This is a genomic window from Microbacterium sp. GXS0129 (assembly GCF_044769785.1).
Classification (GTDB): Bacteria; Actinomycetota; Actinomycetes; order Actinomycetales; family Microbacteriaceae; genus Microbacterium; species Microbacterium nymphoidis.
On sequence record NZ_JBIZVZ010000003.1, the window covers coordinates 45,831 to 64,302 of the forward strand.

The 18,472-nt window shown below is 67.4% G+C and carries 19 protein-coding genes; 7 read left to right on the forward strand and 12 right to left on the reverse strand.

Annotated elements, in window-relative coordinates; genetic code table 11:
* Positions 1-43 precede the first annotated feature (43 nt).
* On the forward strand, positions 44-1,258 hold the full coding sequence (locus ACIQJ5_RS10385) for an FAD-dependent oxidoreductase (RefSeq protein WP_402843529.1): 1,215 nt from the start codon (positions 44-46) through the stop codon (positions 1,256-1,258).
* A gap of 51 nt (positions 1,259-1,309) precedes the next feature.
* On the opposite strand, the gene ACIQJ5_RS10390 is transcribed toward ACIQJ5_RS10385, so the two are convergent.
* The 8 genes from ACIQJ5_RS10390 to nrdH form a co-directional block, all read right to left on the reverse strand.
* Positions 1,310-2,113, reverse strand: a complete 804-nt coding sequence (locus tag ACIQJ5_RS10390; RefSeq protein ID WP_231092269.1) for a TerC family protein — start codon at positions 2,111-2,113, stop codon at positions 1,310-1,312.
* Between the two features lie 128 nt (positions 2,114-2,241).
* Entirely contained in the window at positions 2,242-2,727 is a 486-nt protein-coding gene (locus ACIQJ5_RS10395) for a DUF523 domain-containing protein (protein WP_231092268.1), read from the reverse strand.
* Between the two features lie 76 nt (positions 2,728-2,803).
* Positions 2,804-3,505: a VOC family protein gene (locus tag ACIQJ5_RS10400; protein WP_402843533.1), complete on the reverse strand. Its 702-nt coding sequence runs from the start codon at positions 3,503-3,505 to the stop codon at positions 2,804-2,806.
* Positions 3,506-3,547: 42 nt separating this feature from the next.
* Positions 3,548-4,369, reverse strand: a complete 822-nt coding sequence (locus tag ACIQJ5_RS10405; protein WP_402843535.1) for a hypothetical protein — start codon at positions 4,367-4,369, stop codon at positions 3,548-3,550.
* 11 nt (positions 4,370-4,380) lie between these two features.
* Positions 4,381-5,358, reverse strand: coding sequence for a class 1b ribonucleoside-diphosphate reductase subunit beta (gene nrdF / locus ACIQJ5_RS10410; RefSeq protein WP_231092265.1), 978 nt, complete (start codon positions 5,356-5,358; stop codon positions 4,381-4,383).
* A 48-nt stretch (positions 5,359-5,406) separates the two neighbouring features.
* Positions 5,407-7,566, reverse strand: a complete 2,160-nt coding sequence (gene nrdE, locus ACIQJ5_RS10415) for a class 1b ribonucleoside-diphosphate reductase subunit alpha (RefSeq protein ID WP_402843538.1) — start codon at positions 7,564-7,566, stop codon at positions 5,407-5,409.
* Positions 7,548-8,015 (reverse strand): class Ib ribonucleoside-diphosphate reductase assembly flavoprotein NrdI, encoded by a 468-nt coding sequence (gene nrdI, locus ACIQJ5_RS10420; protein ID WP_231092263.1) that lies wholly within the window; start codon positions 8,013-8,015, stop codon positions 7,548-7,550. Before nrdI ends, nrdE begins: the two co-directional genes overlap by 19 nt.
* Before the next feature lie 12 nt (positions 8,016-8,027).
* Positions 8,028-8,261 carry a glutaredoxin-like protein NrdH gene (gene nrdH, locus ACIQJ5_RS10425; protein ID WP_231092262.1) on the reverse strand — a complete coding sequence of 78 codons (234 nt, stop codon included), beginning with the start codon at positions 8,259-8,261 and terminating at the stop codon, positions 8,028-8,030.
* Between the two features lie 399 nt (positions 8,262-8,660).
* Here nrdH and ACIQJ5_RS10430 point away from each other — a divergent pair, with 399 nt between their 5' ends.
* The 4 genes from ACIQJ5_RS10430 to ACIQJ5_RS10445 all read left to right on the forward strand — a co-directional run bounded on the left by ACIQJ5_RS10430 (position 8,661) and on the right by ACIQJ5_RS10445 (position 12,956).
* The gene (locus tag ACIQJ5_RS10430; RefSeq protein ID WP_231092261.1) at positions 8,661-9,932 is read left to right on the forward strand and encodes an MFS transporter; all 1,272 of its coding nucleotides are present in this window, start codon (positions 8,661-8,663) and stop codon (positions 9,930-9,932) included.
* A gap of 94 nt (positions 9,933-10,026) precedes the next feature.
* On the forward strand, positions 10,027-10,962 hold the full coding sequence (locus ACIQJ5_RS10435; RefSeq protein WP_402843543.1) for an NADP-dependent oxidoreductase: 936 nt from the start codon (positions 10,027-10,029) through the stop codon (positions 10,960-10,962).
* A gap of 139 nt (positions 10,963-11,101) precedes the next feature.
* On the forward strand, positions 11,102-12,262 hold the full coding sequence (locus tag ACIQJ5_RS10440; RefSeq protein WP_231092259.1) for an acyl-CoA dehydrogenase family protein: 1,161 nt from the start codon (positions 11,102-11,104) through the stop codon (positions 12,260-12,262).
* A 109-nt stretch (positions 12,263-12,371) separates the two neighbouring features.
* Complete coding sequence (locus ACIQJ5_RS10445) at positions 12,372-12,956, forward strand: DUF1992 domain-containing protein (protein ID WP_231092258.1); 585 nt, start codon at positions 12,372-12,374, stop codon at positions 12,954-12,956.
* A 73-nt stretch (positions 12,957-13,029) separates the two neighbouring features.
* On the opposite strand, the gene ACIQJ5_RS10450 is transcribed toward ACIQJ5_RS10445, so the two are convergent.
* Complete coding sequence (locus ACIQJ5_RS10450; RefSeq protein WP_231092257.1) at positions 13,030-13,302, reverse strand: metal-sensitive transcriptional regulator; 273 nt, start codon at positions 13,300-13,302, stop codon at positions 13,030-13,032.
* 62 nt (positions 13,303-13,364) lie between these two features.
* On the opposite strand from ACIQJ5_RS10450, the gene ACIQJ5_RS10455 reads away from it, so the two are divergent.
* Positions 13,365-14,645, forward strand: coding sequence for a DUF445 domain-containing protein (locus tag ACIQJ5_RS10455; RefSeq protein WP_402843549.1), 1,281 nt, complete (start codon positions 13,365-13,367; stop codon positions 14,643-14,645).
* Here the strand turns inward: ACIQJ5_RS10455 and ACIQJ5_RS10460 are convergent, their stop codons facing one another.
* From ACIQJ5_RS10460 to ACIQJ5_RS10470, 3 genes are read right to left on the reverse strand one after another with little or no spacing between them, the layout of a single operon-like run.
* On the reverse strand, positions 14,646-15,176 hold the full coding sequence (locus tag ACIQJ5_RS10460) for a dihydrofolate reductase (protein ID WP_402843551.1): 531 nt from the start codon (positions 15,174-15,176) through the stop codon (positions 14,646-14,648). It lies immediately after the preceding gene.
* A 1-nt stretch (position 15,177) separates the two neighbouring features.
* Complete coding sequence (locus ACIQJ5_RS10465) at positions 15,178-15,984, reverse strand: thymidylate synthase (RefSeq protein WP_402843554.1); 807 nt, start codon at positions 15,982-15,984, stop codon at positions 15,178-15,180.
* A 34-nt stretch (positions 15,985-16,018) separates the two neighbouring features.
* Positions 16,019-17,017 (reverse strand): LacI family DNA-binding transcriptional regulator, encoded by a 999-nt coding sequence (locus ACIQJ5_RS10470; protein ID WP_402843557.1) that lies wholly within the window; start codon positions 17,015-17,017, stop codon positions 16,019-16,021.
* Positions 17,018-17,199: 182 nt separating this feature from the next.
* Between ACIQJ5_RS10470 and ACIQJ5_RS10475 the strand changes: the two genes are divergently transcribed.
* A complete protein-coding gene (locus tag ACIQJ5_RS10475) occupies positions 17,200-18,468 on the forward strand; it encodes an extracellular solute-binding protein (RefSeq protein WP_402843560.1) in 1,269 nt (422 codons plus the stop codon).
* Positions 18,469-18,472: the final 4 nt, after the last annotated feature.

The following is an 18,472-nucleotide window of genomic DNA, read 5'->3' on the forward strand; positions in this document are numbered from 1 at the left end:
ACGAGACTCTCTTCTGCTCAGTTCACTCTATCGAAGGGCGATCATGCCGAAGGCACTCATCATCGGCGGCGGCGTGGTGGGGCCCGCCATGGCGCTGTTCCTCCAGCGCGACGGATGGGAGGTCGAGCTGTTCGAATCACGACGCGAGCCGGACGCGTTCGGTGGCCTGTTCCTCAACGTCGCGACGAACGGTCTGGCGGTGCTGGAGACACTCGGCGTACGCGAACGACTGCTGAGCGATGCCCATCACTGCCCGTACATGCACATGCGCGGCGCGAGAGGACAGCTCCTGGCCACCGTGCCCAACGGCCCCGCCGGCGAGCCCGAACGCGGAAGCGCGGTCGTGCGGCGCGAGTGGCTGAATCTCGTGCTGCGTGAGGCCGCCGAAGCCGCCCAGATCCCGACGCGATGGGGCGCTCGCCTCGAGCGCATTGAGGAGGGCCCCGATGCCGTGACGGCGCACTTCGCCGACGGCACCTCCGCTGTGGGCGACATCCTCATCGGCTGCGATGGCGTCGGCTCGGTGACGCGGCGCTGGATCGATCCGCACGCCCCGGAGCCACGCTGTGCGGGACTCCTCAGCGTCGGCGGGTTCGCGCGGGTGGAGGGGCTGCAGCCCACCCCGGACGCGCAGACGATGGTGTTCGGCGAGCACGGCTTCTTCGGATACCTCGTACGCGAGGACGGCACCGTGTACTGGTTCGCCAACCCCACGCACGAGGAGATCGACCGCGAAGCGCTGCGCACCTGGCCGCGCGACGAGATCCTGGCCGAATTGCGCGATGCCCATCGAAACGACCCGTACCCCGTGCCGCAAATCCTCGACGGCGTCGTCGGAGCGGTCGGCGCATACGGCGTCTACGAGCTGACGCACGTGCCCTCCTGGCACCGTGGCCGGGTGGTGGCACTCGGCGATGCCGTCCACGCCACGTCGCCGAGCGCGGGGCAGGGAGCCTCATTGGCCCTCGAGGACGCCGCGACCCTCGCGCAGTGCCTCCGCACGGGTGGGTTCCCGGATGCGTTCGTGCGCTACCAGCAGCGTCGTCAGCCGCGCGCCGAGAAGGTCGTCGCGTACGCGGCGTCCATCAACCGCAACAAGCGCGTTCCGCGCACCCGGCTCACGCGATGGCTGCGCGATGCGATGCTGCCGGTGTTCCTGCGTGGCGCGATGACCGACACGCGCAACAACGACCTGTACAACTACGTGGTCGCCGATGAGCCGGCGCCCTCACCGGATGGACACCCGCGCAGACGGTAAGAGGCGACCGCCCGAGCCACGCCGGCGCGGGCGGTCGCCTCAGCGACTCGGTCAGGAGGTGGCGCCGTCCGGCGCCGCCTCCAGGCTGGAGCGTCCACCGGCGTCATCCCCGTGTTCGGCCCTCGCCGCCCGGCGCTTGTCGGAACGGGCTCGCGCGGCGAGGTTCAGCGTCTCCACCAGGATGGCGAAGGCCATCGGACCGTAGATCAGCGCCTTGTCGATCTTGATGCCGAATCCCTCGGCGATCAGGAACACCGCGATCAGCAGGAGGAACGACAGAGCCAGCATCTTCACCGTGGGATGACGGTTCACGAACGCGAAGATGGCGCCGGACGCGAACAGCATGATCGTGAACGAGATGAGCACCGCGGCGATGATGACGATCATGTTCGCGGTCATCCCGACGGCGGTGATGACCGAGTCCAGCGAGAACACCAGGTCGAGCGCGAGGATCTGGACGATGACGGCGCCGAAGGTGGTCGCCACGACGCCGGGTCCGTGGACCTCGGTGTCATCGCCCTCCAGCTTGTGATGGATCTCCTGCACCGCTTTGAACAGCAGGAAGAGTCCACCCGCGATCAGGATCAGGTCCTTCACGGAGAAGCCGAGGGTGCCGATGTGGAACAGATCGTTGGTGAGCGTGATGATCCAGCCCGCGAAGAAGATGAGCACGATGCGCATCAGCATGGCGAGGGTGAGACCGAGCTTGCGCGCCCGTGCCTGCTGATGTTGCGGCAGCTTGCCCGCGAGGATGGAGATGAAGATCACATTGTCGACACCGAGCACCACCTCGAGCAGAAACAGGGCCAGGAAGACGGCGATGAGATCTGGGGACAGGGGTAAGTCGAACTCCATGGCCTGAGCGTAGAGCATGATTTCGGCGCATTGTGCACCCGTCAGGGTGCTTCGCGGCGGATCAGCGGCGCCTTCTCGGCGACTTGCCGGGAATGCACCAGTACGGAGCGGCTCGGATCAGACCTGGATCACACGGGCGCGGACGCGCTGCTCTCCGGGCTGGTCCCGCGCACAGACGTCACCGCGATCCCCCGCGAACGCAACAGCGCGGCCAGTACCCCATCCCCGGGCACGAGCTTGCCAGCGTGCGTCCCGTCGTAGATGGTGCCCGCCCCGCACGAGGGGCTGCGTGCCTGGAGCACCGCACGGGTCACCCCGGCAGCAACCGCACGTTCGGCGACGATGTGCGCGCCGCGCACGAAGGCGTCGGTGCAGTCCTCCCCCTCGATCGTGACGACGGCCGCCGTGCCGGCGAGGACGTCGTGGCCATCGCCGCCCACGATCTCGGCAGCGGGTCGTGGCGTCGGCAACCCACCGAGCTGCTCCGCGCACAGCGCGATCGCTTCCCCCGCGCGCACGGCCGCAACCGCAGCGGCATCGGGCTTCGCACGGCAGTCGTAGCGGCATGCCTCACCGGCGAGGCATGCGCTCACCAGGAGCCGGGTTCGCGCCATGTCCGCCTCCGATCATCACTGCCGACGATACCCGAGCGTCGGGGACGCTCCGGAATCGTCGAGCGCGGGCGCCTCCTCACGCCGAGCGCAGCAGGAACTCGACGCCCTCCGGATCCTCCAGGACGGTGGTCGTGGCCGAGGAGCTGTCGACGACCCGGGCGCCGAGCGCTTCCACACGCGCCAGCTCGGTGGCCAGCTCCGGTGATGCGCAGACGAGAACGAAGGCCTGACGAGACGGATCGCGCGCAGGATCCACGGCGTCTCCGCTCCAGGCGAGCTTCGTCCCGCCCTCCGGGGACTGGATCGCCGTCTCCTCCCCCTCGTCCCAGACCAGCGGCCATCCGAGCACGGCGGACCAGAACAGCCCGGAGGCGCGTGTGCCCTCGCAGGTCACCTCACCGAGCGGGCCACAGCCCGCCAGGTAGGAGTTCTCGTCCTCGATCACGCAGAACTCGTCTCCGGCGGGATCCGCCATCACGGCGTAGCTGCCCGCCGGAATGTTCCCGCTGCCGAGCAGTCGCCCTCCGGCGCGCTCGGCGGCAGCGATCGTCTGCTGCTGTGTCCGCTCCGCGCGGCTCAGGTGAAGGTGCACCCGATTCTTGAGAGCCGAGTGAGCGCGACCCGACGCGAATCGGAGGCCCGCCTGCGTGGCGGATCCGGGAAGGAGGATGCCCTCGGTGTCCTCGCGGGTCTCCCGGTGCAGCAGCGCGGACCAGAACGCAGCGGCGCGCTCGGGTTCGGGACTGCGCAGCATGACGGATTCGAAGGTGATCGGCATGCTTCGACCCTAGGCCTCAGCGCTCGACGCGCGAAAGGAGCGTCAGCCGGAGGAGTGCCAAGCCTCGAAGCGCCGCTGCGCCTCGGTCGTGCTGAGCTCCGCGCGCAGATGCGGATGCTCGGCGTACAGGCGGATGGCGTTGTAGATCAGGCCGGCTCGCTCTTGCATCATCCCGGCCGTGAACTCGAGAGATTCACCCGCACCGCGACAGATCCGGATGCGCGCATGCGGCGCGACGTCGACAGCCGTGACGTCTTCCCAGCGGACGAAGTGCGCACCCGCGACCAGGTGCCGGGTGATGCCGCTCCTGCCGAGCGTGAGACCCACCGGGATCCTGCCAAAGGACGTGTTCTTGGCGTCGAGCAGGTTCTGCAGGAGCGCATATGTCCCCGCGACCGCACACACGATCAGGAGCGGAACGAAGAGGAACAACCACCACACGCCACCCGGCGTCGCGAGCACGGCGATCATCGCGAAGACGAGCAGCGCTGCGGTGCCGATGCCGCTGAGCACCATCCACACGCGCACCCAGACGTGCATGGTCTGCTCGCGATAGAAGTGCACCCAGTCATCGGCGGGCGCAACGGTGGCGCGCCCGAGGACCACTGCGTTGAGCAGCTGTGGGGGGCGCGCCGCCGCGTCGCCGAGATCGAATGCGAAAGCCAGCACGGCCACCACACCGAACAGCACCGCGCTCACGGTTGCCCAGATCAGGGAACCGGACACGGTGCACCACACCGAGACGGCGCCCAGCGCAGCCGCGACGGCCCCGGTTCCCCAGGCCACCGGGAGGGGGAACTTCTCGCCCGGGGTGAGCAGCTCAGGGGGAACCGCATATGGCGGCTCCCCCTGACTGACACTCATCTCGGTGTGACTCAGAAGTCCCAGTCGTCGTCTTCCGTAGCGACGGCCTTGCCGATGACATAGGACGAGCCCGAACCGCTGAAGAAGTCGTGGTTCTCGTCCGCGTTCGGCGACAGGGCCGACAGGATCGCCGGGTTCACGTTGGTGACCGTGGAGGGGAACATCGGCTCATAGCCGAGGTTCATCAGCGCCTTGTTGGCGTTGTAGTGCAGGAACTTCTTCACGTCCTCGGTCAGGCCGACGCCGTCGTAGAGATCCTGCGTGTACTGCACCTCGTTGTCGTAGAGCTCGAACAGCAGGTTGAAGGTGTAGTCCTTCAGCTCCTGACGACGCTCCTCGGTCTCCTTCTCGAGACCCTTCTGGAACTTGTAGCCGATGTAATAGCCGTGCACGGCCTCGTCACGGATGATGAGGCGGATGAGGTCGGCCGTGTTGGTGAGCTTCGCCTTGGACGACCAGTAGATCGGCAGGTAGAAGCCCGAGTAGAACAGGAACGACTCCAGCAGGGTGGAGGCCACCTTGCGCTTGAGCGGGTCATCGCCCTGGTAGTAGTCCATGATGATCTGAGCCTTCTTCTGAAGGTTCGGGTTCTCCGTGGACCACCGGAAGGCCTCATCGATCTCCTTCGTCGACGCCAGCGTCGAGAAGATGGACGAGTAGCTCTTCGCGTGCACCGACTCCATGAACGCGATGTTGGTGTACACCGCTTCCTCGTGCGGGGTGATGGCGTCGGGGATCAGCGAGACCGCGCCTACCGTGCCCTGGATGGTGTCCAGCAGGGTGAGACCGGTGAACACGCGCATGGTGAGCAGCTGCTCTTCCGGGGTGAGCGTGTTCCACGACTGGATGTCGTTGGACAGCGGCACCTTCTCGGGCAGCCAGAAGTTGTTGACGAGGCGGTTCCACACCTCGACGTCCTTCTCGTCCTCGATACGGTTCCAGTTGATGGCCTGGACCGTGGAGGCCAGCTTGAGCTTCTCGGGAGTCATCTCTTCTTCTCTGGGTGATTCAGGGGTGATGGGCGGTGGTGAGGGGCGTCACAGCATGCAGCTGACGCAGCCCTCGACCTCGGTGCCCTCGAGTGCCATCTGACGCAGGCGGATGTAGTAGATCGTCTTGATCCCCTTCTTCCACGCGTAGATCTGGGCACGGTTGATGTCACGGGTGGTGGCGGTGTCCTTGAAGAACAGCGTCAGCGACAGTCCCTGGTCCACGTGGCGGGTGGCTGCCGCGTACACGTCGATGACCTTCTCGTAGCCGATCTCGTACGCGTCCTGGTAGTAGTCCAGGTTGTCGTTCGTCATGAACGGCGCCGGGTAGTAGACGCGGCCGAGCTTGCCTTCCTTGCGGATCTCGATCTTCGACGCGATCGGGTGGATCGAGCTGGTCGAGTTGTTGATGTAGGAGATCGATCCCGTCGGCGGGACAGCCTGCAGGTTCTGGTTGTAGATGCCGTGCTTCTGCACGGACTCCTTCAGCGCTGCCCAGTCCGCGCGGGTGGGGAGCTGGTGTCCCTCGAACAGGGACGCGACCTTCTCGCTGGTGGGCAGGAAGTCGTTCTCCAGGTACTGGTCGAAGAACGTGCCCGACGCGTACGTGGAGTCCTCGAAACCGTCGAAGTGCTCGCCGCGCTCGATGGCGATCTTGTTCGACGCGGTCAGCGCGTGGAACAGGACCGTGGCGAAGTACACGTCGGTGAACTCGATCGACTCCGGCGAGCCGTAGTACACGTGCTCACGAGCCAGGAAGCCGTGCAGGTTCATCTGGCCGAGACCGATCGCGTGCGAGCGGTCGTTGCCGTCCTCCACCGAGCGGACCGAGGCGATGTGGCTCTGGTTGGACACCGCGGTCAGCGCACGGATGGCGGTTTCCACGGTGCCGGCCAGGTTCTTGCCGTCCATCGCGAGAGCGATGTTCATCGATCCCAGGTTGCAGGAGATGTCCTTGCCGATCACGTCGTACGACAGGTCGGTGTTGTAGGTCGTCGGGGTGTTGACCTGCAGGATCTCGGAGCAGAGGTTGCTCATGTTGATCCGGCCCTTGATCGGGTTGGCCTTGTTCACCGTGTCCTCGAACATGATGTACGGGTAGCCCGACTCGAACTGGATCTCCGCGAGGGTCTGGAAGAACTCGCGCGCGTTGATCTTCGTCTTCTTGATGCGCGGGTCGTCGACCATCTCGTGGTACTTCTCGGTCACCGAGATGTCACCGAACGGAACGCCGTACACGCGCTCGACGTCATACGGCGAGAACAGGTACATGTCCTCGCCCTTCTTGGCGAGCTCGAAGGTGATGTCGGGCACCACGACACCCAGCGAGAGCGTCTTGATGCGGATCTTCTCGTCGGCGTTCTCGCGCTTGGTGTCGAGGAACTTCATGATGTCGGGGTGGTGCGCCGACAGGTAGACGGCGCCGGCACCCTGACGTGCACCGAGCTGGTTCGCGTAGCTGAAGGAGTCTTCGAGGAGCTTCATCACGGGGATGATGCCGGAGGACTGGTTCTCGATCTGCTTGATGGGAGCACCCGACTCGCGGATGTTCGACAGCAGCAGCGCCACGCCGCCGCCGCGCTTGGAGAGCTGCAGCGCGGAGTTGATGCCGCGGGAGATGGACTCCATGTTGTCTTCGATGCGCAGCAGGAAGCAGCTGACGAGCTCGCCGCGCTGCGCCTTGCCCGCGTTGAGGAACGTCGGAGTGGCCGGCTGGAAGCGGCCCGAGATGATCTCGTCGACGATCTGCTCGGCGACCTTCTGGTCGCCGTCGGCCAGTGCGAGTGCGCTCATCACGACGCGGTCCTCGAAGCGCTCCAGGTAGCGCTTGCCGTCGAAGGTCTTCAGCGTGTAGCTCGTGTAGTACTTGAACGCGCCGAGGAAGGTCTCGAAGCGGAACTTGGCGGCGTAGGCGCGGTCGTTGAGCTTCTGGATGAAATCGAGGGAGTACTTCTCGAGCACGGCCGGCTCGTAGTACTCCTTCTCCACCAGGTAGTCCAGGCGCTCCTTGAGCGAGTGGAAGAACACGGTGTTCTGGTTGACGTGCTGCAGGAAGTACTCGCGCGCGGCGCGGCGATCGGCGTCGAACTGGATCTTGCCGTTCGCGTCGTAGAGGTTGAGCATCGCGTTCAGCGAGTGGTAGTCCATACCCTCGTACGCGGGGTTCGCCTTGAAGTCGCTGACCTCGGTCACTGCTGCTTCCACCATCGTTCCAATCCGTTGCTCACCTGAGCCACGTCATCTGGCGTGCCGAAGAGTTCCACTCGATACAAATGCGGCACGTGGCACTTGCGGGAGATGATGTCGCCGGCGAGGCAGTAGGCCTCACCGAAGTTCGTGTTGCCCGCGGCGATGACACCGCGGATCAGAGAGCGATTGCGCGCGTCGTTGAGGAAGCGGATCACCTGCTTGGGGACCGCGCCGTGCCCGTCACCTCCGCCATAGGTGGGGGTGACGAGCACGTAGGGTTCTTCGATGACGAGCGGCTCGTCGGCTCGGTACAGCGGGATCCGCACGGCACGCATGCCCAGCTTCTCGATGAAGCGGGCCGTGTTGCCGGACACGCTCGAGAAGTAGACCAGCAGCGGTGCATCCGCCGCGGGGTGGGAAGGCGTCGTGCCGAGACCCGGCGCCTGCGGAGCCAGCAGGACCGACATGCGCCGATCCGATCAGGCGAGGCGGGCGGCGAGCTCGTCGATCTTGTCGGGACGGAAGCCCGACCAGTGGTCGCCCTCCGTGATCACGACCGGCGCCTGCATGTACCCCAGAGCCTTGACCTGCTCGAGAGCGTCAGCGTCCTGCGTGACATCGAGGACTTCGTACTCGATGCCCTTGGAGTCGAGTGCGCGGTAGGTCGCGTTGCACTGGACGCAGGAGGGCTTCGTGTAGACCGTTACAGACATTTTGACCGTCTTTCCCCTCTGATGATCTTGGTGTGTGGCCGGCAACCAGTGCCGGAGCTCCAATACTACATATAGGTGTCGACATTGGAAGTGACCACAAGAGGTAGTAGTTACATTCGTGTAGTTATCCACCGTCCTCCACAGGGTTCAACACAGGTTGTCCACGATTTCATCCACAACCGAGGGACGAATCTGAGGGCCTGAAACCCGCGGGAAAGCCGGGGTGTCGGACGTCACGGCCTCGTCCTTCCACAGGCTGCACGCTACGCCGGGCCTCCGACATCGCAATCCGGTGGACAGACCCGATCTCGGCGTGTCGCGGCGTGTCGTGATCGACGCGCCGGACGCCACGCCGGATCCCCTCCTGAGCCGGGTCGCCGAACGGTAATCTGGACTCTCGTGGCCGGGTACAAGGATCTGCTGCGCACGCCAGGCGTAGCGCGCATCATCATCGCTCAGCTCGTCGCGCGCTTCCCCAACGGGATGACGAGTCTGGCCATCCTCATGCACGTGGAGCAGATCACCGGCTACTACGCGGCCGCGGGTCTCGTCCTGGCCGCCACCTCGGTGGGGCAGGCCATCGCGGGGCCGGTCGCGAGCCGCTGGATGGGCCGCTGGGGAAGCCGCCCCGTCATCGGGGCCATGATCGCCGTCTGCGCCGCCGCGCTCGTCGCGATCACCACGCTTCATCTCGTGGTACCGGAGACTGTCGTGCGCGGTGACGGCGGCGTATTCCCGCCCATCGTCTTCATCTACATGGTGCTGGGCTTCATCGCCGGCCTCGCCACTCCCCCGATCCAGTCCGCCGTGCGCACCATCTACCCCAAGATGGTGAACTCCCGACAGCTCACCCCGCTCTTCTCCCTGGACGCTTCGCTGCAGGAGATCATCTGGATCATCGCTCCGGTGCTGATCACCCTGGTCAGCACCCAGATCAATACGATCGTCGGGCTCCTCACGATCGTCGCCATCCTGGTGGGCGGCGGCACCTGGTTCCTCGTGCTGCCGGAAGTGGGCCGCGTCCGCATCCCGCAGAGCCGGCGCAGCTTCGGCAAGGTGCTCGGCAAGCCCGCGGTGCTGCTGGCCACCGTGGTGGGCTTCCTCCTCATCGGCGCCTGCGCGGCCGTGGAGGCCGGCGTGATCGCCACGTTCGGCCACGGCGGTGTGGAAGCCGGCCTCGTGCTGGCGGTGTTCTCGGTGGGCTCGCTGGCGGGCGGACTCATCTCCGGCGCCATCCCGATCAGCCGCTGGGCGATGGCACGACGCCTCCTCATCGTCACCGTGGGCCTCGCCGTCATCCCGTTCTTCGTGAATCCCGAGTGGGCGGGCGAGCCGTGGGCCATCGGCACCGCTCTCACCCTCGCCGGCATCGGCGTCGCCCCCGCTCTGGCGGTGCTGTTCGCGATGACCACCGCCAGCGTGAAGTTCAGCGACACCGCCGAGGCCTTCGGGTGGGTGGCCACGGGCCAGCTCATCGGAGGCGCTGCGGGTTCCGCACTCGCCGGCTTCCTCATCGATGGCATCGGACCCGCCGGCGCGTACATCGCGGCGGCGGGGCTCGCGCTGGTGGGAACGGTGGTCTCCACCGTGTTCGTCCGAGGCTTCCCGGACCTGCGGCACCGCGATGCCGCACCGATCCCCGACACGGCGCCGATCCAGACGGTCTCCTGACGCTCGATGGGAGACTCGCCGTCCTCCCGTCCGTGATCGGGACTTCCGCCGACACGGGGGAATAGCGCTGGACCGCTCTCGTGTTGGCGGCTGCATGAGCAATCGCACCGTGTGGCAGACCGCGTTCGGCGGACCGGAGAACATCGAGATCGTGGAGGCGGAGGTGCCGGTTCCCGGCCCCGGCGAGGTGCGGGTGCGCGTCGCCGCCGCGGGGCTGAACCCGGTGGACTGGAAGCTGGCGGCCTATCCCGCGCTGGCCGAGGCCTTCCGCGTCACGGTCCCCGGCGGGTACGGTAACGACTTCGCCGGTGTGGTGGACGCCCTCGGCGACGGCGTCGAGAGGTGGAGCGTCGGTGATCGCGTGCTCGGTGCGGCGCGCGGACACGCCATCGCGGAGTTCGTCGTCGTTCCCGCGACGAAGCTCGTCGCGGTGCCGGGCGGTGTCTCGTTGCGCGACGCTGCGACACTCGACATCGCCGGTCGCACCGCCGCGGCTGCGGTGGACGCGCTCGAGCTCACGGCGTCGGACACTGTGCTGATCGGTGGCGCGGCGGGAGGAGTCGGCGTCATCGCCGTCCAGCTCGCCGTCGCAACCGGAGCGCAGGTGATCGCCACCGCTTCCGAGTCCAACCATGATTTCCTGCGCGAGCTGGGTGCCATCCCCGTCGCCTACGGCGCCGGGCTCGCCGAGCGGGTTCGCGCCGCGACGGATCGCCCGGTGACCGCCGCCACGGACCTCCAGGGAACGGAGACGGTGGATGCCGCGCTCGCTCTCGGCGTCTCCCCCGAGCGCATCACGTCCATCGCGGCCAACGGCGCGACGCTTCCCGAGGGCGTGATCGCCACCGGCGGCGGCAACGCACGTCCCGACGCCCTGGCCGACATCCAGCGACGCATCGCCGACGGCACACTGCGTCTGGAGATCGCCGGGACCTATCCGATCGAGGAGACGGCGGCTGCCGTCAAGCGACTGCGTGACGGCCATGTGCGTGGCAAGCTCGTCATCGCGGTGGACCCGGCGCTCGTGTGAAGCCGGTGTCATCGCTCCTGTGAAGCCGGTTTCGTCGCGCTCACCAGGCTTCTCCTGCGCCTGGAGAGAAGCCTGGTGAGCGCGAGGAACGCGAGGCAAGCCCCCGCGAGCACACGGGGGACGGGGACAGAATGGACGTATGAGCGTGTTCGATCCGGCCCACTATCTTCCCGACGATCTCCTGGAGCGCATCAGATCCCGCGCCGCGCAGGTGGACGCGGACAACGTGTTCCCGCAGCAGGACCTGGATGAGCTGCGGGAGGCCGGTTACCTGCGGATCCTGGTTCCCGCCGATCGCGGTGGCGCGGGACTCACGCTGGAGCAGGCCGCCGTGTTGCAGCAGCGGCTCGCCGGTGCTGCGCCCGCGACCGCGCTGTCGATCAACATGCATCTGGTCTGGACGGGTGTCGCCCGCGTGATGCGGGATCGCGGCATCGACGCGCTGTCTTTCGTGCAGGAGGGGGCCGCCCGCGGTGAGGTGTTCGCCTTCGGCATCAGTGAGGCGGGCAACGACCTGGTGCTGTTCGGATCCGACACCATGGCCGTTCCGCAGCCGGACGGCGGATACGCCTTCACGGGCACCAAGATCTTCACCTCGCTCGGCCCGGTCTGGGACCAGCTGGGCCTGCACGGTCTCGACGCCTCCGATCCCGAGAACCCGAAGCTCGTCTACGCGTTCGTACCGCGTTCGGAGGAGGTCGTCACCCGCGACGACTGGGACACGCTCGGAATGCGCGGCTCGCAGTCGCGCACCACCGAGCTGCACGGCGCGATCTCCCCCGCCGACCGCGTGGCGCGCATCGTCGCGCCCGGCCCCCACCCGGATCCGATCGTGTTCGGCATCTTCAGCGTGTTCGAGGTGCTGCTGGCGTCCGTCTACACCGGCATCGCCCGTCGAGCGATCGAACTCGCGGTGGAAACCGCGGGAAAGCGCCGCTCGAAGAAGACCGGCAGGTCCTACGCCCAGGACCCCGACATCCGCTGGCGCATCGCCGACATGGCTCTCGCCTACGATGCCCTGCCACCGCAGATCGCCGCGATCGCTCGTGATGTCGATGAGCTCGCCGACAACGGTGCGCGCTGGTTCGCGATGCTCTCCGGCGTGAAGCATCGGGCCGTGGTCATGGCCAAGGACGTGGTCGACAACGCGATGCTCGTCGCCGGCGGATCCAGCTTCTTCACCCGCAACGAGCTCTCCCGCCTCTACCGCGACGTGCTGGCCGGGATGTTCCATCCGTCCGACCCGGAGTCCGCGCACGCCACAGCCGCTGCCGCACTCCTCGGCCCGGTCGAATCATGAGTGAGACGTCCGCCGGTGGGCGAGGATCGGCGCGTTGCGGTGATTCTCGCCCACAGACGGAAGTCTCGCGGGAGTGCCGGGAACGCGCGTAACGAGAGGAGGTACGACGATGACCATCGATCCCCGAGAAGCCGCGGCGGAGTATCGCGCGGCGCACGCCGAGACGACGGAGCAGGGGACGGACTCCGACGGCCGTGGGCCCGCGACGCCGGCGAGCGAGCCGCGTGCCGAGACGGCGCGCACCTGGACGTCGGCCGACCGTGCGGCCTACGTGGAATCCGCGATCCAGCGGGCGATCCGCGAGGGCGCGTTCGACGATCTGCCGGGCGCGGGCAAGCCGATCGAGGATCTGGGAACCACGCACGATCCGGACTGGTGGATCCGCCGCAAGATCCAGGCCGAGGACCTGCGCGGGCTCGGCCCCGCCGCCCTGACCCTGCGGGTGGAGGACCGCGAGTTCGAACAGCGGATGGACGCTTTCACCCGCGAGGCTGACGTCCGTGAGGCGGTCGAGGACTTCAACCGTCGCGTGAAGCACGCCCGGCTTCAGCTTCTCGGCGGGCCGCCGGTGGTGACGCCGCTGCGGGATGCCGACGCCGAGGTCGATTCATGGCGGCAACGGCGCGCGCAGCGCATCGTCGATGCACCGCCACCGGCCGATCCCCCACGGCGCTGGTTCCGCCGCAGCCGCTGAGCGCACGCCGGCGATGCCGAGACCCGCGGGAGCCCTCCCCACAAGGCCACACCGCGGGGACAGCTGCCGGAGTCTACTTGCCGGTGACTTCGAAGGCCTTGAGCATCTCCTCGATGGCCTGCTCGCGCTCGTCGCCACCCGATTCCATCATGTGGCTGACGTGGGTGCGGAGGTGGTTCTCGAGGAGGAGTCGGTTGAGGGATTCGAGGGAGCGCTGGATCGCACGCGACTGCGTGATGATGTCCATGCAGTACTCCTCGTTGTCGATCATCTTCGCGACGCCGCGCAGCTGACCCTCCAGGATGGCGGTGCGGTGCAGTGCGCGCTTCTTGATGTCCTCGATCACGTCTTCAGCGTACCGCCGAGGCGCACCACGCCGACCGCCTCGACCGATGCGAGGATGTGGCCATGGCGCGCACACCCACCGAACTGCTCTCTCCGGCCGATCAGGAGCGTCGTCGCGCCCTCTCCCGGATGAAGACGATCGCCCTCGGCGCGCTGATCGCGATGGCCGTGCTGTTCTGCATCGGCTTCGTGCTGCAGGAGCGCTACCCGGCATGGGGGTACCTGCGCGCAGCGGGTGAGGGCGGCATGGTGGGAGCCCTCGCCGACTGGTTCGCCGTCACGGCGCTCTTTCGCCGCCCGATGGGACTGCCCATCCCGCACACCGCCATCATCCCGAGCCGGAAGGATGAGATCGGGCGGACGCTGGGCGAGTTCGTGGAGACCAACTTCCTCGCCGGCGACGTCGTCCGTCAGAAGCTGGACACCACCCCGATCGCGGCTCGGCTCGGCTCCTGGCTGCGCGAGGAGCCGAATGCGAAGCGAGTGGGAAGCGAGCTCGCCACCGCAGCAGCGGGGGTGCTGCGGGCGCTGAGCGACGATGACGTGCAGGACCTCATCAGCGATCTCGCCCGCCGCCACCTCATCGAACAGGACTGGGCGACTCCGGCGGGGACATGGCTCGGACGGATCGTGGAGACGGACGCCCAGCGTCCGGCCGTGGATCTCGCCGCCGACACCATCGCGACCTGGCTGAGCAGCAACCACGAAGCCTTCCAGGGGCTGATCTCCCGGCGCCTGCCCGGCTGGGTGCCCAAGCTCGCGCACCGCTTCGTCGATGACACCGCCTACAACGAAGCAGTCAAGTTCGTCGACGCTGTCCGCGCGGACCGGGACCACCCTGCCCGTCACGCCATCGACGGCTACCTCACGCGGTTGGCGGACAACCTCCAGCACGATCCGGCAACGCGAGCCAAGCTGGAGGGCGCCAAGAGCGGGGTGTTCGACAGCCCGAAGGTGCGCCAGCTGGCAAGCGATGCGTGGCAGACGGTCAAGAGCGGGCTCATCACCGCCCTCGAGGACGAGGACAGTGCCCTGCGCGCACGCATCGACGCCGCCCTCGGCGACATCGGTGCCCGGCTCGCGGACGACGCAGCGCTACAGGGCCGCGTCGACGGCTGGGTGACCAACGCCGCGGTGTTCCTCGTGGACCGGTACCGTCATGACATCGCGAGCATCATCACGGACACGGTCGAGCGCTGGGACGCCAGTGAGACGACGGAGAAGATCGAGCTGATGGTGGGACGCGATCTGCAGTACATCCGCCTCAACGGCACGGTCGTCGGCGCGCTCGCCGGCGTCACGATCTTCGCGGTTGCGCACGCCGCGATTCAGCTCGTGGGCTGATCAGGCCCGCCGGGTCCAGGTCTCGAAGCGGTAGGCCGGCCCGCGATCCGACGGCGCGAAATCCGGCACGCCGGGCGATGCCGCCGTCAGCACGAACTCCGACGGCAGCTGCGGCGCATGCGTGTCGCCATCACTGATGTCGAGGTCGAGCACCGTCACGAGGATCTGATCGGCCTCGGGCAGGAACTGCTCGTAGATCGAGCCTCCTCCCACCACCCAGATCTCGTCGCCGCCCTCGGCGTCCCCCGCGAGCGCCAGCGCCTCGTGCACGTCCGCCGCCACCAGCCCGCCTGCTTCCCGCACCTCGGCGGCGAACGCGTCATCGTGCGTCAGCACGATGTTGGTCCGCTCGGAGAACGGGCGAAAGCGCGGCGGGATGGACTCCCAGGTGCGTCGTCCCATGATCACCGGGTGGCCGAGGGTGGTGCGCTTGAAGTACGCCATGTCCTCGGGTGCGCGCCACGGCATGTCACCGTCACGGCCGATGACGCCGTCGATGGTCTGCGCCCAGATCAGTCCGATGCGTGCCATCTCACACCGCCACCGGAGCGCTGATCTGCGGGTGGTGCTGGTAGTCATGCACGGCAAAGTCCTCGAACGCGTAGTCGAAGATGCTGTCCGGCCGCCGCGTGAAGGTGAGTGTAGGCGACGGGTAGGGCTCCCGCTCCAGCTGCGTGCGGACCTGCTCGAGGTGATTGTCGTAGATGTGGCAGTCGCCGCCGGTCCAGACGAACTCCCCGGGCTCCAGCCCCGTCTGCTGCGCGATCATCCGCGTGAGCAGTGCGTAGGAGGCGATGTTGAACGGCACTCCGAGGAACATGTCGGCCGAGCGCTGATAGAGCTGGCAGGAGAGCCGGCCGTCCGCCACGTAGAACTGGAAGAAGGCGTGGCACGGGGGCAGCGCCATGTTCTCGATCTCCGCCACGTTCCAGGCCGAGACGATGATGCGACGAGAGTCGGGGTTGTTCTTCAGCTGGTCCATGACCTGGCTGATCTGGTCGATGTGACCGCCGCCGGGGGTGGGCCAGGAGCGCCACTGCACCCCGTAGACCGGGCCCAGTTCGCCGTCGTCGTCGGCCCACTCGTTCCAGATGCGAACGCCGTTCTCCTGGAGCCAGCGGACGTTGGAGTCACCACGCAGGAACCACAGCAGCTCCAGGGCGACGGATTTGAAATGGACGCGCTTGGTCGTGATGAGCGGGAATGCGTCATCTGCGAGATCGAAACGCAGCTGACGCCCGAAAACACTGGTGGTGCCCGTTCCGGTGCGATCCGTCTTGTGCGTGCCGTTGTCCAGCACGTCGCGCAGCAGGTCCTCGTACGGGGTCGGGATGCTCATGCTCCGATCCTAGTTCGGCAGATGCCGCACGGGCTCAGCGCGTACGGATCACGAGTTCCGGCGTGACGAGCTTCTCCGCCGGCTGCGGGCCCGCGGACGCTGGCAGGACGTGACGGCCATCGGGTCCCATGAGCAGGCGCAGCACGGCACCGGCCACCTTCTCGGGACGCTGCTCGACGCTGGACAGACCCAGCGCCTCCGCGGCCGGGGTGTTGTCGAAGCCGATGATCGGCAGGGCGCCCCGCCCGGCCGCAGCCGCCGCGAGCAGCGCGCCGATGGCGAGCGAATCGCTGGCGCACACCACCGCATCGACGTCGCCGATACCCGCAGCGGCGACGTCGCGGGCAGCTGCCACGTCATCGACGCTGCTCCATCGCGGTCCGGTGGCTGAGGCCGCGGCCATCGCTTCGCGCCACCCGCGTTCGCGGTCATCTCCGGTGCCCGAGCCCTCGGGCCAGCCGAGGAACGCCACCCTGCTGCCGTGCGTGAGCGCGTGCTCGGTGGCCTGCCGCGTGCCCGCAGCACCATCGACGTCGACCCACGGGTGCGCGGGTTCGGCGCCGTCGTCCCAGGGCCGCCCGAACGCCACGAACGGCAGCCGGCGCGACGCCAGGAAGGACGCGCGCGGATCGCCCCGGAAGGTGCCGGTGAGGACCGCGGCGTCGATCTCGCCACCATCGGTGATCTCCGTGAGCCGGGCGACCTCCTCCTCCGGCGTGCGCGCAGCGTAGACGAGGATGCGCATGCCGCGATCACTCGCGCGCTCGGCGAGCGCGTGCACGAACCGGTCGAGCACCACGCCGGAGACCCCGCCGACGTACGGGTCCAGGTGGATGCCGATGGTGGAGCTGCGCTGCGTGCGCAGCATCCGTGCGGCCGCGTGCGTGCGGTAGCCGAGCTCCTCGATGGCCGCGGCGACGCGTTCCCGGGTGGCGGGACGCACGATATCCGGCGAGTTGAGGACGTTGGAGACGGTCTGTCGCGACACACCCGCACGGCGAGCGACATCCTCCACCGTGGGAGCACGACCCATCGCATCCCTCCTCTCCGATCCGGCGCCTGCCTGCACATCATATGCGTCATCCGGACGGGCTTGACACGGCCGGATCGGTCTGCTTAATGTGTCTCCAACCTGAATTTGATCGTTCAAATTGACCGTGTCCACATGCGCGGCGATGAGCGGTCCTGCACCTTGAGCTCCCGAAGGAGAGAGTCATGACGAACAACGCACGCACCCGGGTGGGCGCCGGTGCCCTGATCGCGGTGAGCGCCCTCACCCTCACCGCCTGCGGTTCCGGATTCTCGTCCGGCGAATCCACGGCCGACGCCGGCTCGTCGGCCGGCGCCGCGGGCGGTCTGACCAGCTCGGACAGCGCCCTCACCGTGCTCATCGGATCCTCCGGTGACGCCGAGACGAAGGCGGTCACCGATGCCGTCGCGGCCTGGTCGAAGGAGTCGGGCACGGAGGCCACCGTGCAGGTGGCCAGCGACCTGAACCAGCAGCTGTCGCAGGGCTTCGCCGCGGGTAAGCCCGCCGACCTCTTCTACCTTTCCACCGACCAGATCGCCGGTTTCGCGCAGAACGGCTCCCTGCAGGCGTACGGCGACGAGCTCTCCAACAAGAGCGACTTCTATCCTTCGCTGGTACAGAACTTCACCGTCGACGGCCAGTTCTACTGCGCCCCGAAGGACTTCTCCACACTGCAGCTCGTCATCAACACCGACATGTGGAAGGCCGCCGGACTCACCGATGCCGATCTCCCGAAGACCTGGGACGACCTGGCGGCGGTGGCGAAGAAGCTGACGACTCCGGAACACGTCGGTCTCGCGTTCGGCGGCGAGTACGCGCGTGTCGGGGCGTTCATGGCCGAGGCGGGCGGTGGGCTGGTGAAGGACGGCAAGGCCATCGCCTCCGACGAGGCGAATGTGACCGCACTCGACTACGTGAAGACGCATCTCGCCGATGGCACGTTCGCGTTCGCGAAGGATGTCGGGGCGGGCTGGGGCGGCGAGGCGCTCGGCAAGAAGGCCGCCGCGATGGTGATCGAGGGCAACTGGATCACCGGCGCAATGAGCAACGACTTCGCCGACGTGGCGTACCAGGTGGCGGAGCTCCCCGAGGGCCCCGCGGGCAAGGGCACGCTGCAGTTCACCAACTGCTGGGGAATGGCGGCCGACAGCCCCAACCAGAAGGCGGCCCTGGATCTCGTCCAGTACCTCACCAGCGCCGACAGCCAGCTCGCGTTCTCGAAGGCCTTCGGCCCGATGCCGTCCATCATCTCGGCTGCTGACGCCTGGAAGAGTGCCAACCCCGGCCTGGTCCCCTTCCTCGCCGGCGCGGACTACGCGGGCTTCGTGCCCAACGAGGCCGGTGCCGCGGACGTGGTCAGCGACTTCAACTCCCAGCTGGAGTCGCTGAAGACCACCGAGCCGAAGGCGATCCTCGACGCGACCCAGTCGAACCTCGAAGCCATCCTCAAGTAAGCAC

What these genes read in the sequence shown, in the direction of transcription:
- ACIQJ5_RS10455 (WP_402843549.1), top strand. Translation starts at nt 13,365, where the DNA reads ATGGCGCGCACACCCACCGAACTGCTCTCTCCGGCCGATCAGGAGCGT.
- ACIQJ5_RS10405 (WP_402843535.1), bottom strand. Translation starts at nt 4,369, where the DNA reads ATGAGTGTCAGTCAGGGGGAGCCGCCATATGCGGTTCCCCCTGAGCTG.
- ACIQJ5_RS10460 (WP_402843551.1), bottom strand. Translation starts at nt 15,176, where the DNA reads ATGGCACGCATCGGACTGATCTGGGCGCAGACCATCGACGGCGTCATC.
- ACIQJ5_RS10385 (WP_402843529.1), top strand. Translation starts at nt 44, where the DNA reads ATGCCGAAGGCACTCATCATCGGCGGCGGCGTGGTGGGGCCCGCCATG.
- ACIQJ5_RS10440 (WP_231092259.1), top strand. Translation starts at nt 11,102, where the DNA reads ATGAGCGTGTTCGATCCGGCCCACTATCTTCCCGACGATCTCCTGGAG.
- ACIQJ5_RS10435 (WP_402843543.1), top strand. Translation starts at nt 10,027, where the DNA reads ATGAGCAATCGCACCGTGTGGCAGACCGCGTTCGGCGGACCGGAGAAC.
- ACIQJ5_RS10465 (WP_402843554.1), bottom strand. Translation starts at nt 15,984, where the DNA reads ATGAGCATCCCGACCCCGTACGAGGACCTGCTGCGCGACGTGCTGGAC.
- nrdH (WP_231092262.1), bottom strand. Translation starts at nt 8,261, where the DNA reads ATGTCTGTAACGGTCTACACGAAGCCCTCCTGCGTCCAGTGCAACGCG.
- ACIQJ5_RS10445 (WP_231092258.1), top strand. Translation starts at nt 12,372, where the DNA reads ATGACCATCGATCCCCGAGAAGCCGCGGCGGAGTATCGCGCGGCGCAC.
- nrdF (WP_231092265.1), bottom strand. Translation starts at nt 5,358, where the DNA reads ATGACTCCCGAGAAGCTCAAGCTGGCCTCCACGGTCCAGGCCATCAAC.
- ACIQJ5_RS10390 (WP_231092269.1), bottom strand. Translation starts at nt 2,113, where the DNA reads ATGGAGTTCGACTTACCCCTGTCCCCAGATCTCATCGCCGTCTTCCTG.
- ACIQJ5_RS10475 (WP_402843560.1), top strand. Translation starts at nt 17,200, where the DNA reads ATGACGAACAACGCACGCACCCGGGTGGGCGCCGGTGCCCTGATCGCG.
- ACIQJ5_RS10470 (WP_402843557.1), bottom strand. Translation starts at nt 17,017, where the DNA reads ATGGGTCGTGCTCCCACGGTGGAGGATGTCGCTCGCCGTGCGGGTGTG.
- ACIQJ5_RS10395 (WP_231092268.1), bottom strand. Translation starts at nt 2,727, where the DNA reads ATGGCGCGAACCCGGCTCCTGGTGAGCGCATGCCTCGCCGGTGAGGCA.
- nrdI (WP_231092263.1), bottom strand. Translation starts at nt 8,015, where the DNA reads ATGTCGGTCCTGCTGGCTCCGCAGGCGCCGGGTCTCGGCACGACGCCT.
- nrdE (WP_402843538.1), bottom strand. Translation starts at nt 7,566, where the DNA reads ATGGTGGAAGCAGCAGTGACCGAGGTCAGCGACTTCAAGGCGAACCCC.
- ACIQJ5_RS10400 (WP_402843533.1), bottom strand. Translation starts at nt 3,505, where the DNA reads ATGCCGATCACCTTCGAATCCGTCATGCTGCGCAGTCCCGAACCCGAG.